Here is a 14,381-nt window from a genome sequence, read left to right as displayed (position 1 = left end):
GGCATGGATTTATTGTCAACCACTTTGCCGCCAATAGGCGCAAATTGGTTCGGTAATTGGTATAGAAAAATTGGTATGAAGTGCTAGCCAAGCCTCGCGCTGAGAAGGAAACGCTCGCGGCTCTGCGCCGATCGCTGCTGCAATTCCTGCAATGCGCGCTCCTCGGCGGCGCTCAGCATCGATTCGAGCAGCCGGTTGAAATGGCGCCGCATCGCGAGCCGGGCCGCGTTGACGTCTCGGTCGCGCAGCGCGGCGACGATCTCGGCATGCTCGGCCTGGCGCGCCTGCGCGTCCTGCCGGCACACGGCGGTATGGCTTTCGCGCACTTCGGGCAATTCGGTGCGCAGCTGCCACATCGAACCGACGACGTGGATGATCGCGCGATTCCCGGAGGCGGAAGCGATGGTCATATGGAAATCGCGGTCGGCGGCGCTGATCGCATCCTCGTCCAGCGACTCGTCGGCCATGATCGCGAGCAGGCCGTCCAATTTGTCGAGATCGTCCTCGGAAATGATCGGCGCGGCGAGCGCCGCGGCCTCGGCCTCGAACAGCGAGCGCGCCTCGGTGAGCTCGAAGGCGCTGACCGTCGGCAGCGCGGATTGCGCGCTGGCGGGGCGATCGAGGACATAGACGCCCGAGCCGGTCTTGATCCGCACCCAGCCTGCGGCCTGCAGCGCGATCTCCGCCTCGCGGATCGTGACCCGGCTGACGCCGAAACGCTCCGAGAGCTCGCGCTCGCCAGGAAGCCGCGAACCCACCGGGAAGCTGCCATCTTCGATCAGCGCGATGATCCGCTCGGTAATGCCCTGAAAAAGTCGACGATCCGCCATTGCCTGCCCCAAGGAAATTCCGGATTGTCATACCAGTTAAGCAGGCAGGTGCAAACCCCTCGCTGAGCCATGGGGATTGATCCAGCTGCGTTAAAGCACTTGTATTCCCCGGCGGAGGCCGGGGCCCAGTCGAGAGTCGCCGACGAGGACGGGATGCCGTCTCAAGCCCATCGAAACTGGGCCCCGGCCTTCGCCGGGGAACAGCTCCAAACGAGTTGTATCCGACCTAGCTCGCGAAAACCTTCCGCCCGCGCTCGACCTGCATGCGGTGCGACCCCGCAATGCTGGTGCTGCGCGCCTTGATCGTCTGCAGGAACAGCCATTCGCCGGTAACGCGCTGCGGCGTGACTTCGATCATCATGTACCCGCGCCGGCTGGTGTCCGCCCATTTGAGCTCGGGATTGGCGGCAATGAAGCCTTGCGCGACCGTCGCGGGATCGGCCGCCATGCTGCCCTCCATGCCCTGGGAGGTGACGGCGTGGCCGGCGAACTCGACGCCGGCGGGTCGACCGTCCTCCACCAGTGCGTACGCCCAGGCGTTGTGGCTGTCGCCGGAGAGCATCACGAGGTTCGCGTCGGCCTGCTGCGCCGCCTCGAGCAGCCGCGAACGCGCCGCCGGATAGCCGTCCCAGCGGTCCATCCACATCGGCAGGCCGAGCTTGCCGGCGCGGGCGTTGTTCCGGAAGCTGGCGACGCTCTTCTCACTCGTGTCGGGGCGCAGCCAGCTCACCGCGTCCTGGGGCATCACGGTGCGACCGATGATCGTCGCCATGCCGACCAACTGCCAGGCGGTGGAGCGCGCATTGGCCTTGAACGCATGCGCCAGCCAGCTCTCCTGGGTCGAGCCGAGCATCGTCGCCGAGGGATCGTGCCAGATGCCGTCGCGGAACGCCTTGAGCGCGGCGTCGGAATCGCTCGCTCTGTAGGCGGCATCGATATCGGCCGGCCGGGTGCGCCCGAGCAAACGGGATTCGGTGCGATAGAGCGTCGCGAGCGTGCCGATCGGATAGGCCTTCCACGGCTCGTCCGATACCGGCAGCCATTCGCGATAGACCTGCATCGCGGCGGCGCGGCGCAGGTTCCAATCGCCTTCCTTCGCCGGCTGGTGGTTCTGCGCGCCGCCTTCCCAGCTGTCGTTGCTCGATTCATGATCGTCCCAGAACGCCACCATCGGCGCCATCTGGTGCAGGCGCTGGAGATCGGGATCCGCGCGGTAACAGGCATAACGCATGCGGTAGTCTGCGATGGCGAGGATCTCGTGCCCCGGCGCTAGCGTGCGCTCGTTCAGCACCCGCAGGTCGGTCGCTGCCGGCGTGCCATATTCGTAGATATAGTCGCCGACATGCAGCCAAAGATCGAGATCGGATCGCGCGGCGGCGTGGGCATAGGCGTTGAACCAGCCGTACGGCAGGTTCGAGCAGGAGAAGACGCCCAGCCCGAAGCGGCCGGCATCGCCCACCGGCAGCGTCTTGGTGCGCCCCACCGGCGACTTGCTGCCGTCCGGCGCGACGAAGCGGTACCAATAGACGGTTCCCGGCTTCAGCCCGTCCACGGTGATCTTCGCGGTCCAGTCGCGCCACGGACCGGTTTGCACGCTGCCGCCCGATATCGGCCGGGTGAAATCCCGATCGAGCGCCACCTCGGCGTCGAGCCGGATCGCATTGTCACCCACTGCGGGCACGTAGCGCGTCCATAGCAGCATGGAGTCGGGGCCGGGCTCGCCGCTCGCCACATTGTGCGTGAAGCCCTTCGCGCCAAGGATCTGCTGCGCGAGGCCCCTGCCCGCGGGCAGCACGAGCGCGCCCAGCCCGAGACCTGCGCCGACGATGAGACTGCGGCGATCGATATTGAGTGCCATCAGAAAGTGCCCTTGATCCCGAGGTTCCACATCGATCCGTAGATCGTGTATTGCTGCACCCGGCCAGGGACGTTCGAATAGATCACGTCGGGCGCGTTGAAGATGTTGCGCCCCGCCAGCATCACTTCGAAATTCTTGTCGATCTTGTAGCTGGCGCTGAGGTTCCACAGCTCGCGCGGGGCGTGGTAAAGGATGCCGTTGTTGGCGGTGGTGGGCGTGTTGCTCAGCGCGCTGGTGCGGTATTTGTCCTGCCAGTTGCCGGTGAGTTGGAGATCGAACCCGCTGTGGCTGTAGCGGAAGCCCCAGTTCGCCGCCTTTTTGGGCATGTTCACCCGCTCGCCATCGGGGTCGATCATCGTCAGCGAGGCGCGCATGCCGAAGCCCTTGAGCGCGCCGGGCAGGAAGCTGAACTGCTGGTCGTATTCGAAGATCACGCCTTCGTTGGTGCTGATCCCCGGCGCGTTCTGCGCGCTGCGGAAGATGTAGCCGGGATAGTCGCCCGAACTGTAGCCGACATCCTCCGGATCGACGGTGATGCCGGTGACCTGCATGTCCTTGATGTCGAGCCGGTAATAGGAGACGCCGACCACGCCGGAGGGCTCGAGGAAATATTGCAGCCCGGCGAAATATTTGGTCGAATGCTCGGGCTTGAGCAGCGTGTTCGGCACGCTGACGATCTGGGTGTCGTCATTGACCGAGACGACGCCGCCGAGATTGCCGTAATCCGGCCGGAGGATCGACTGGCTGTAGGCGAACTGGCCGACCAGATTGTCGGTGAAGTCGTACTTGATCCCGCCGCTCAGGAACCAGTCGTCATACTCGCCGCGCCGCGTCGAATAGGTGCCCCCATTATACTGGTAGAGCAGCCCCTCGACCGTGCTGACCGAGAGGCCGGCCGCAGTGACGTCCTTGACTGGGCGGATATTGGCGACCTTCGCGCCGGTCTTGGTCTTCTCGTAGCGCAGGCCGAGATCGAACCGCGCCCGGCCCGTGCGCGCCCGCACCTCGAAATAGCCGGCGAAGACGTCTTCCGTGACGCGCTTGTTGTTGTCGAGGTCGCGCTTCAGATTGCCCACCGTGTCGGGGACGAAATATTCCGGGTGCGCCTTGAAGATGTCGTAGGTCGCATAGTTGCTGTCGGCACGCCAGTTCTGCGCGTTCATGTTGCCGGCGTCGAAGCCGAGCATCTGGAATTGGTAGTTCTGCGTCCAGGGGATCACCGCTTCGGGGGCCTTCTGGGTAAGGTCGCCGGTGGGGCCGACATATTGGAACTGGTTGAACGACCCTTCATTGGTGCGCCAGTCGTTCCGGCGCACCCCGCCGCCGCCCAGCAGCGTGAACGGCACGCCGGCGACGTCGAACTTCTTCTTCAGGTCGAGATTGCCGCCGTACATCTCGTTCACGGCATTGGATTCGGACGTGCGGATGTTGTTGCCGATATCGTCGTCGCGGTTGAAGCTGGTTGGATCGCCCCAGGGACGGCCCGCGGTCTGGGTCAGCGTCCATTCGTTGGAATCCGTCGAGGGGCGGTCCATCGTGAAGCCGATCCGGGTCAGCCAGCTATCGGTGCGCTGGAAGAAGCCCTTGCTGTTGTCGCGGAAGTTGAACTCGGAGCTCGAATAGCTGCCGCGCAGCACTGCCTCGAAGCTGTCGTCCTTATATTCGATCTTGGGCGCGACCAGCCATGCCGGGGTGCCGGCATAACGGTGCGAATATTGGGTGTGCAGCCGGGTGTTGGTGCCGTTCGGATTGACCACGATGTGGGTCGGCGTCGAGTCCGCGGTGGTGCGCGACGTCGTCGTCGTTCCGAAGATCAGGAAGGTGTATTGGTTGAAATATTCGACGTCGTAGAACGAGTAATTGCTGCGCAGCGAGAGGGTGAGCTTGTCGCTGGCCTTATAGTCGACGCTGAGGTTGGCCGCCTCGCGGTGCGTGAATTTCGGGCCCGGGCGCCACATCACCTGATAGGGTATCACCCGGCCGTTCGCGAGATACGACCAGTCGGTCTGGATGCGGTCCTGCTGGACGTAATTGGCGTTGTAGCTCGCATTGAACGCCACGCCGAGCGTGCCGTCCAGGAAGACGTCGGCGTAACCGATCTGCGCCGAGGGATAGATTCGCGCATGCTTCTTGTCGTCGGGGAAATAAGCCGAGGACAGGCCCGAATCCGAGGTGCCCACGCCGCCCAGCTGGAAGCGCAGCAAGCGGCCCTTGCGCTGGAAGGCGTATTTGCTGCGCAGGTTGATGTTGCCGCCCGGGGAATCGGCATCCATGCTCGCGGTCAGCGTGTTGTTGAGCTCGATCGAGTCGATCCCGGTGATCGACATCTGCTCGAACGAATTCTGGCGGCCGTTATTGTTGTTCGAGGTCGCCGTCGCCATGCGGGCACCGTCGGTGGTGAAGGTCGAATATTTGGGGTCGAGCCCGCCGATGCGCACCGCGGTGGCGTCCACCTCGGTATAATCGAGCGAGATGCCCGGCATGTTCTTCATGAACTCGCCGACGTCACCCATGGTGAGCGCGCCGAAATTGTCGGCGGCGACGACGTTCTTGGCGTTCGGCGCGGCGCGGCGCTCCATGATCGCGCTGGCCTGGCCCGAGCGGATCGCAGTGACCACCAGCTCGTTGACGCCGGCTGGCTCGGCAGTGTCCGACAGCGCCTGCAGCTGGATGTCGAGCGTCGCGACCTCGCCGGCGACGACATTGGCGACGGCACGTGCCTCCTCCAGACCGGTATAGCGGACCACGACGGTCATTTCGCCGGCGGGCACGCCGGTCAGCCGAAAGTCGCCATCGTCATCGGAAAACGCACCGATCGTCGTGCCCTCGACGCGGACCTCAGCATTGCGGACATATTCGCCGGTCGCGGTGTTGAAGACGCGGCCGCGCACGCTGCCGGTACCGGCGCGCTGTACCTGCCCGGCTCCCGTCGATGCACCGGAAGAAGAACGCAGTGTGATGATCTGGCCATCGTCGGTGTCGATCCGCAGCGGCGTGCCGGCGATCAGACGGCGAAGCGCCGTGCGGACGTCCATCCGGCCTTTGACCGCAGGCGTCGAAATCCCCTGCAGGTCGCGGGCCGGCGCAACGATCTGCACCTGCGCCTGACGCGCGAGCTCCGGGATCGCACGGACCGCCGGCTGCGCCGGAATGTCGAAGATGCGCTCCTGCGCACAGGCCGGCACGGCGACCGCGAGCGCAACCACGGCAACGCCGCAGCCGAGGATATGACGAGAATGCATTGGCGGACCCCCACAGTGTCGCGCTGTTCGCGACGTTCGCGGTTGAGAGCCCTCGCCTGGATGGTTCCGCTAATGGTTCGGAAAAATTTTACTGCGCCGCAGCAGTTCGAGTGAGGATGACGTCGTCGCCTTGCTGTTCGAGCGTCGCATCGAATACGCGCGCAATGGCACGGCTGAACCCGACGGGATCATTGGCAGCGAACAGCCCGGTCACCGGCTCGCGCGCGAGCTCGGGATCGCGGATCTGGATGCGGATGTCGCTGTAGCGCGCGAAGGTTTCCGCTGCTTGGCTCAGCGTTTCGCCCTCGAAAGCCAGCTTCCCCTCACGCCACGAAAGCTCGCGCGAGACTATCTCCGGCGCGATCAGTTGCGGCTGTTGGGATGGATCGTCGGACAGGAGCAGCCGCGTATTGGCGCCGAGCGCCACATCGACCCGGTTCGACGCCGCAAGATCGACCTGCCCCCGATCCACCAGCACGTCGACGGGACTCCCGCCGAGCTTGCGGACGCGGAATCCCGCCTGCGTCGTTCGCAGCCAGCGTCCATCGACTTCGACGGTGAAGGGCCGCGGATCGCGCGCCACCGAGAAATAGGCCTCGCCCTCGAGCAAGGTGACGCGGCGTGCTTCCGCATCATCCTTGATCCGGATGCGGCTCGCGGTGTTCAGCAGCACGGTCGAGCCGTCCTTGAGCGGCACCAGGCGAATTTCGCCCCGCCCGGTGCTGATCACTGCCCCCGCCGGAGGGATGTTGAGCCCAAGCGCCACCAGAGTGGAGGCAGCCACCGCCCCGCCCGCCCACATCAGCGTCTTGCGGCGGGAGATGCCCGGGGGCGACTGTTTAGGCTCCTCGAAGGCAGCGGGATCGAAATCGGGCCCGAGCGCCTGCGCGGACTCGCTCATCATCGACAGCGCCTGCGCGCGCAGCAACGCGCCCTTGCTGCGGGGATCACCCTGCAGCCATGCCTGGAATGCTGCGTCTTGTTCCAGGGTCAGCGGCCCACGATCCAGTCGCGCCGTCCATTCGGACGCCGCCTGATCAATGTCTCGACTGGTTTCTCGCTCGGCCATCTAACGCGGCAATCTCCGGTTCCATCTGCCTAGAGGTTTGGGGCGATGCCTTTCCGCCACGCCCGAACCAATCAATCAAGAATCGGATGCCTCGTGAAATATGCGTTTCGACCGTATTCTCCGATATGCCCATCTGCGCTGCGATCTCGCGCTGTGGCAAGCCTTCGACGCGGCGGAGAATGAAAGCCTCGCGAGTCTTGAGCGGCATCGCCGCGATCGCGCGGGCGAGCTGGCGCAGCTCATCCCGGTCGATCGCGTGCTGTTCGGGCGAGGCCGCATCGTCGGGAGGATCGAACCGTTCGAGATCGTCGACAGCGTGGATCGGGACGATCCGGGTGCGGCGGACATGGCGCGTGATGACCGAGCGCGCGACCTGGAACAGATAGGCGCGCGGATAATATATGGTATCGACAGTCTCGAGCTCGGCGAGGATGGTATAGGCTTCCTGGATGATGTCGTCGGCATCGAGCCCCGGCAGCGCGCGCCGCGAAAGCCAGCCACGGAGCGCCGGCTCATGCGGCAGGATGTTGCGCAGCAGCCAGCGCGCCCTTTCCCTGTCGCTGCCGTTGATCCCTGACCCGCTCACGGACATCGCCCCGCTTTGATTCGAGGCGATGCCTAGAGGGCGATTGTGACACACAGGCTTCGGAAATGCTGCGGTTCAGCGCACTGCGGAGGTGCGCGAGCCGGAACCTTGTGGCTGGTCGCAGCTTGGATGCGGATAGGCAGGAGGTTGTGATGCCCCGCTCCCATGCGATAATCGAGGCTCCCTCGACGCTCGGCCTGACCGGCGACGGCGTGGAGGCGCTACCGGAGCGTCTGCTGGAATTGGGCCTTGCAGATCGTATCGGCGCGCGGCGGGCCGGATGCCTTGCCGTGCCACCAAAGACCCCGACGCGGGATCCGGAGACGCTGACGCTGAATGCCCACGCACTTGCGCAATGGTCGCCCAAACTCGCCGACGCGGTCGAGGCGGTGCTCGATTCCGGGGACTTCCCCATCGTCCTCGGCGGTGATTGCACGATCATTCTCGGCACGATGCTGGCCTTGCGGCGGCGCGGACGCTTCGGCCTATTGTTCATCGATGGCAATGCCGACTTCTTCCAGCCCGAGGCCGAGCCGCGTGGCGAAGGCGCTTCGATGGACCTCGCATTCGTGACCGGATCCGGACCGACGCTGATTACGGACCTCGAAGGTTGCCGGCCGATCGTCCGACCCGAGGATGTCGTCGCATTCGGTTTTCGCGATCAGGAGGATCAGGCGAAGTTCGGCAGCCAATCCTTGCCGCACGAGATGCCGGCATATGATCTCGATACCATACGCCGCCTGGGCGTGGAGATTGCCGCCGGCAGCGCCATCGCCCCTCTGACCCGCGCCGGGCTCGACGGTTTCTTCATCCATCTCGATGCAGATGTGCTCGACGACGCAGTCATGCCCGCGGTCGATTTCCGACTGCCGGACGGGCTGTCGCCGGGCGATCTGATTTCCGTTCTCCCGGCGGCGCTGGACAGCGGCAAGGCGGTCGGCCTCGAAGTGACCATTTATAATCCACGCCTCGATCCCGATGGCACTGCCGGCCGCTCTCTCGTAGACGTGCTCTCCGCCGCGCTCGGCGCGCATTCGCCGTAACGGCGATCTAGATCCCGGAATCGTTATCGCCAGCAGACGCTCTGGTCCGTGGCTGGTTGATCGGGATGACGGAGGCCGAGACCTTCACCATTCGGACGGCCCGCGCGAGTGCCTCCTGCGTAAACGGCTTCGCAAGCACATGGATGTCCTTGATCGCATCACGGTCGAGATCGGCAAAACCGGTGACGAGCAACAGAGGCAGCTCCGGATAGTCCTTCCGGATCGCCCCGGCCAGCTCGAGACCGGTCATCTGGGGCATCAGCTGGTCCGCGACGACCAGATCGATGCCACCACGCTGCACCTCCGCAAGCGCCCCGCCTCCGGAGCTCGCCATCATGACGGTGACGCCCAGATCCTCGAGCATTGCAGCCGTGTTGGCCAGCACGAGCGGATCGTCGTCGACCACCAGGATGGTCATTGCCGGCAACTTCGTTGGCGCTTCCTCGGGGCGGGCAGGCTCGGGCTTCCGCCGAACCGGGCGCTCGGCGAACGGCAGATAGAGTTCGGCGGTCGTGCCCTGGCCGACGACGCTGCGAAGCGCAAGCCACCCGCCCGATTGCGCGGCAAGGCCTTGCACCATCGACAGCCCCAGCCCAGTGCCCTGTCCGACCTCCTTGGTCGTGAAGAACGGGTCCGCCGCGCGCGCCAGCGTCTCCTCGTCCATGCCCGCGCCGGTATCCGCAAAGGTCAGTCGGACATAGCGCCCGGCATGCAAGTCATCGACCTCCCCATCTGCGAGGAGCACTTCGGACGCCGAGATATCCACGTCACCGCCATCCGGCATGGCATCGCGCGCGTTCACTGCGAGGTTCAGGAGCGCCATCTCCAATTGGTGTGCGTCGACTCGGGCGAGCGGAAGCCCGAGCGGAAAATGCGTCTCGACTTGCACGCGCGGACCGAGCGAACGCTGCAGCAGGTTCGTCATGCCCCGGACGAGTTCCGGGATGTCGACCGGTTGCGGTCGCAGATCCTGCCGTCGCGCGAAGGCCAGCAATCGTTGCGTGAGCGAAGCGCCCCGCTCCGCGCCCTGATAGGCGCTCTCCAGCAGCCGCAAGGCCTGGGGATCCTCTGGCAGGCGCTTGCGGAGCAACTCGAGGTTGCCGAGGATGACGGCAAGCAGATTGTTGAAATCGTGCGCGATGCCGCCGGTGAGCTGGCCCATCGTCTCGAGCTTCTGAGCCTGCCGCAACGCCTCCTCCGCGCGCCTGCGCCCGGTCACATCGGTCAGGCCGCCGACGACGTGAAGGAGCTCATCCGCAGAATCGCGCTCCACTTTCGCGGCAGACACCAGGTCGAGGAATGCCCCATCCCTGGTGACCGCCCGATACTCGCATGGTCCGAGCGAGCCCTGGCGCAATAGTTCGGGCCAGTCCTGCAGGAACTGGCGTGCCGACGCCTCGGTCAGGAAGTTGATGAATGGGCGGCCGATAACCTCCTCACGCGCATAGCCCATGAGGTCGAGCCAGGCGTCGCTGACATGCTCGATAAGCCCGAAGCGATCGAGCGCGTGGAGCGGCAGCGGCGTCCCCTTGTAGAGCGACCGGAAGCGTTCCTCGCTCTGACGAAGCGCGTTCGCCTCACGCTGTACGAGCAAGGCAAATCGCCGATCGAACATCGCTGCGATCAGCGACAGGAACAGGATGAGGAACGCGGCCGTCGACACGCCGATCGCCAGCGTCGACTGGTTCACGCTCGCGGTGCCGCGCGTCATGCCGGAACCCGGCACCATGGTGAATATCGCCGCGCGCATTCCGGCAAAGTGCATCCCGGCAATCGCCGCGCCCATCAGGGCGGCCGCGCCGAAGCGCTCGAAATGATGGCTCTCGCGCGAAGCGAGCCAGAGCGCCGCCGTCGCTGCGCCGACTGCTATCAGCACGGAGATCGCCAACCACAGACGATCATAGCTGAGCGCAGTCGGCATCTGCATCGCCGCCATGCCGATATAGTGCATCGCGACGATCCCGAGACCCATGAACACGCCGGCGACGAGCAGAGGCGCGAGCGCGCCGCGCGAGCGGCCCATCACCACGAATCCGGCGCCGGTGACGACGATCGCGACGAGCAGTGACGCGATCGTCAGCTCGACGTCATAGCCGACCTCCATTCCGGGCATGCTGAAGGCAAGCATCGCGACGAAGTGCATCGCCCAGATGCCGCCGCCCATCGCGATTGCCGCAGTCACGAGCCAGACGCGGCGCAGCCAGCCTTCCGACGCGCGGATACGGCCGGCAAGATCCAGCGCAGTGTATGAAGCCGCGACGGCGATCGAGATCGAGATCGCGACGAGCACTGGATCGTGCGAGCCAGTCATGACCATTCGAATTATGCCTTGCGCGGCGGATACAGGGCCACGCTAATCGTAAATCCTTAACCTGCAATCCCATTTCAACTTTGACCGCGTGCTCCCGCGACAATCCTGTGTTCTCATTGGGCGCATGGGCAGATGAGAGCATCGTTGCACGAGTCGCCGCCAGCACTCGTCCACCTCCACCCCAGTCGCGCTGCCCGATGTCTGCTGCAGGGATCCATTCAGATCGCTTGAGAAGACAGTTTTTTGGCGCTCGGCTGCGCTACGGATGTTGCGAGCTGCTTTCACCAACAGGCAAACTAAGTTTGTCTGACTAATCGAGGCCAAGAACTTCGTGCGCGGGGCACGTGCGCGCGTATCTGGATCCGATCGCGGTCCGTGCCCGACAGGGACAGGTTCCTTCATCGCCCACGGAAGCCGCGGAATCAGCTCGCCGCGAAACGAGAACGGCTAATGATTTTCCCACTTGTCATATTAATCGGAATCGTCAGGCAATAGTCAGACTTATCCGATCCGACACAAAGTCGGACCCAGTTGAGGAGGATGGCATGCGGGCGTACAAATTCCTGGTTGGCGGCTCGATCGTCGCAATGGCGACGGTGGGATTCGGCACGGCGGCGGCCGCGCAAGAGGCCGCCCAGCCGAACGCCGCGCAAGGCGCGGGCCAGGCGGAGGCTGCCGAGGCTCCCGGCGAAATCGTCGTCACCGGCGTGCGCGAGAGCATCCGCTCGGCACAGGCGATCAAGCGCGACGCCGATCAGGTGGTCGATTCGGTCCAGGCACAGGACATCGGCAAGCTTCCCGACGCCAACACCACCGAAGCGCTCCAGCGCATCCCCGGCGTGCAGATCCAGCGCCGCTATGGCGAAGGCGCCACCGATTTCGACCATCGCACCCAGCCCGCGGTCACCGTTCGCGGCCTGACCCAAGTGCAGAACTTCCTCGACGGACGCGCAGTCTATTCGGCATCGGGCGGCCGCGCCTTCGACCTCGAAGGCATCCCACCCGAATTGCTGGCCGGCATCGACGTCTACAAGAACGCCCCCGCCAACATCATCGAGGGCGGTGTCGGCGGCGCGGTGAACCTGCGCACGCGCAGGCCGTTCGATTCACCGGGCCAGGTGATCAGCGCCACGATACGCGGCAATTACTACGACCGGGTCGACAAGTTCGGCGGCGCGGTATCGGCGCTCTACAGCAACCGCTTCGATACCGGGATCGGCGAGATCGGCGTGCTGCTGAACGCCGTGTACAGCAAGAGCCAGTATCGCCAGGACGGCCTTCTGGCCGGCCCGTTCGACACCGTCGCGCCCGGATCGATCACCGGCGCGCCGGCGAACGCGCAGGTTCCCTACGGCTTCGAGATCTATGACGATACCGGCGACCGCAAGCGCCTGGGCGTCGCCGCCGCGCTGCAATGGCAGGCGAGCGACGATGTGCTCCTGACCGCGCAATATCAGGGCACCAAATATTGGTTCAACCGCACCGGCGCTTATTATTACGACTATAACAACCGCACCAATGTCCGCGACGCCGCCGGCAACGTGACGAGCTACGGCACCGATCCGCTGCCCGGTGGGACCTTCGAGTTCAACGACGAGGGCTATGCGACCAAGGGTTCACTGCGCAACCAGACCTTCGAGACCGGCCGCTACGATCAGGAGCTGTGGAGCGCGAGCCAGAACTACACGCTGAACCTGGACTGGCAGGCGAGCGATCGCATCAAGATGAATTTCGACGGCCAGTATCTGAAATCCTATTACAATGCCGATCGCAACGGCCATGTGCTATCGCTCTACACCCAATCGGGGCAGACCGGCCTCACCACGCCGCACAGCACGATCGTGGATTTCGACCTTACCGGCAAATATCCGCGCTGGGACGTGCGCGACCCCGCTTTGCTCAACAATCCGGCCAATTACACCACGCCCTACATCGCGGACTCGCTCCAGCGGAACGACGCCGACACGCTCGCTCTGGCCTATAACCTCGAATATGACGTCGGCGGGGGCTTCCTGTCCAAGCTGCGCGGCGGCCTGCGCTATGCCGACAGCAACATCGACCTGCGCGGAACGTGGCACGGCGTCTGCGTGACCTCGCTGGGTGCGGATCCAAGCTGCTCGGCGCCGGCGGGGACGCCGCTCGTCCCGCTGTCGCAAAATCCTGTGCTCTCGATGCCGGGCCCTTCGGACAATTGGTTCGACGGCAATACCGTGAAGGGCGGCCTGCTCTACCCGGCCTTTCCGGCGGGCGACGGCGTGTGGGCGCAGACCAAGGCGCTCTATGCGCTGCTCGGCGCGCAGACCAAGGACGCCTTCGCGCCCGGCGACCTCAACCGACAGACCGAGAAGACCTTCACTTCCTGGGCAGTCGCCGATTATGCCTTCGAACTCGGCGGCATCCGGGTCGACGGCGGCGCCGGCGTCCGCCTGGTGCGGACCAAGACGACGTCGCGCGGCACCCAGTTCAATCCGGACGGCACCACGACCCCGATCGCGATCGACAACAATTACGCGCGCGCACTGCCCAGCTTCAATCTCCGCGCGCGCTTCAGCGACGCGTTTCAGATGCGCTTCGCATATTCGAAGGGCCTGGCGCGGCCCAATTTCGACCAGCTCTCGACCAATCTCACGCTCAACAACCCCAACCAGGTCAATCCGGTCACCGGACGACCGAGCGCGAGCTCGGGCAATCCGCGCCTCCGCCCGATCGAATCGGATAATTTCGACCTGACCGCGGAATGGTATTTCGCACCGGCCGGATCGCTCACGGGCGGCCTGTTCTACAAGAAGGTGAAGGGGTTCCTCGCCAGCGGCACCACCGTCGGAAGCTATAACGGCACCGCCTATGACGTGAGCACCACGGTCAATTCGGGCGACGGCGAAGTGAAGGGGGCCGAGATCAGCTATCAGCAGTTCTTCGATTTCCTGCCCGGACTGCTGAGCGGCCTCGGCATCCAGGCTAATTACACCTATGTCGACAGCAGCGTCTCCAATCCCTTCGCGACCCCGGGATCGAACATCCCGCAACAGGTGCCGCTCGAGAAACTGTCCAAGCACAGCTATAATATCGTCGGGCTGTACGAGAAGGGCCCGGTCACCGCGCGCGTCGCATGGAGCTGGCGCTCGAGCTATCTCGACCAGACGACGGGCAGCGGCGCGAACGGCATTCCGCAATATGCCCGGCCTTATGCCTCGCTCGATGCGTCTCTGAGCTTCGACCTCAACAAGCATCTCGCGGTGTCGATCGACGCGGTGAACATCAACAACCGGATGAACGTGCTCTACATCGGCACGCCCGCGGCGCCGCTGCAATATCAGCTCAACGATCGTCGCTTCGGGCTTTCGCTGCGGGCGACCTATTGATCGTCGGTCCTCCGCCGGAACCACGACATGCTCCGCGTCGCCGCCAATGCGGCGGCGGCGCGTGCGCTACTTTGGCTGCC

The 14,381-nt window shown here is 64.7% G+C and carries 8 protein-coding genes; 2 read left to right on the top strand and 6 right to left on the bottom strand.

What is annotated here, in order from left to right:
- Positions 1-83 precede the first annotated feature (83 nt).
- The 5 genes from ASE13_RS15570 to ASE13_RS15550 all read right to left on the bottom strand — a co-directional run bounded on the left by ASE13_RS15570 (position 84) and on the right by ASE13_RS15550 (position 7,585).
- Positions 84-830, bottom strand: a complete 747-nt coding sequence (locus ASE13_RS15570) for a FadR/GntR family transcriptional regulator (protein ID WP_056618069.1) — start codon at positions 828-830, stop codon at positions 84-86.
- Positions 831-1,056: 226 nt separating this feature from the next.
- Positions 1,057-2,688 (bottom strand): alkaline phosphatase D family protein, encoded by a 1,632-nt coding sequence (locus ASE13_RS15565; protein ID WP_056618066.1) that lies wholly within the window; start codon positions 2,686-2,688, stop codon positions 1,057-1,059.
- Positions 2,688-5,930, bottom strand: coding sequence for a TonB-dependent receptor domain-containing protein (locus tag ASE13_RS15560; RefSeq protein WP_056618064.1), 3,243 nt, complete (start codon positions 5,928-5,930; stop codon positions 2,688-2,690). Before ASE13_RS15560 ends, ASE13_RS15565 begins: the two co-directional genes overlap by 1 nt.
- 88 nt (positions 5,931-6,018) lie before the next feature.
- Positions 6,019-6,999, bottom strand: coding sequence for a FecR family protein (locus tag ASE13_RS15555; RefSeq protein WP_056618061.1), 981 nt, complete (start codon positions 6,997-6,999; stop codon positions 6,019-6,021).
- A complete protein-coding gene (locus ASE13_RS15550; protein WP_235537011.1) occupies positions 6,968-7,585 on the bottom strand; it encodes an RNA polymerase sigma factor in 618 nt (205 codons plus the stop codon). The genes ASE13_RS15555 and ASE13_RS15550 overlap by 32 nt, the downstream gene beginning before the upstream one ends.
- Before the next feature lie 65 nt (positions 7,586-7,650).
- Between ASE13_RS15550 and ASE13_RS15545 the strand changes: the two genes are divergently transcribed.
- Positions 7,651-8,628, top strand: coding sequence for an arginase family protein (locus ASE13_RS15545; RefSeq protein ID WP_200955752.1), 978 nt, complete (start codon positions 7,651-7,653; stop codon positions 8,626-8,628).
- A gap of 7 nt (positions 8,629-8,635) precedes the next feature.
- Here the strand turns inward: ASE13_RS15545 and ASE13_RS15540 are convergent, their stop codons facing one another.
- A complete protein-coding gene (locus ASE13_RS15540; protein ID WP_056618053.1) occupies positions 8,636-10,945 on the bottom strand; it encodes an MHYT domain-containing protein in 2,310 nt (769 codons plus the stop codon).
- Positions 10,946-11,484: 539 nt separating this feature from the next.
- On the opposite strand from ASE13_RS15540, the gene ASE13_RS15535 reads away from it, so the two are divergent.
- Entirely contained in the window at positions 11,485-14,301 is a 2,817-nt protein-coding gene (locus ASE13_RS15535) for a TonB-dependent receptor (protein WP_056618051.1), read from the top strand.
- Positions 14,302-14,381: the final 80 nt, after the last annotated feature.

Source organism: Sphingomonas sp. Root241 (assembly GCF_001428865.1).
Lineage (GTDB): Bacteria > Pseudomonadota > Alphaproteobacteria > Sphingomonadales > Sphingomonadaceae > Sphingomonas.
The sequence above is the reverse complement of the archived record's forward strand: the minus strand, read 5'-3'. Positions and strand labels throughout refer to the sequence as shown.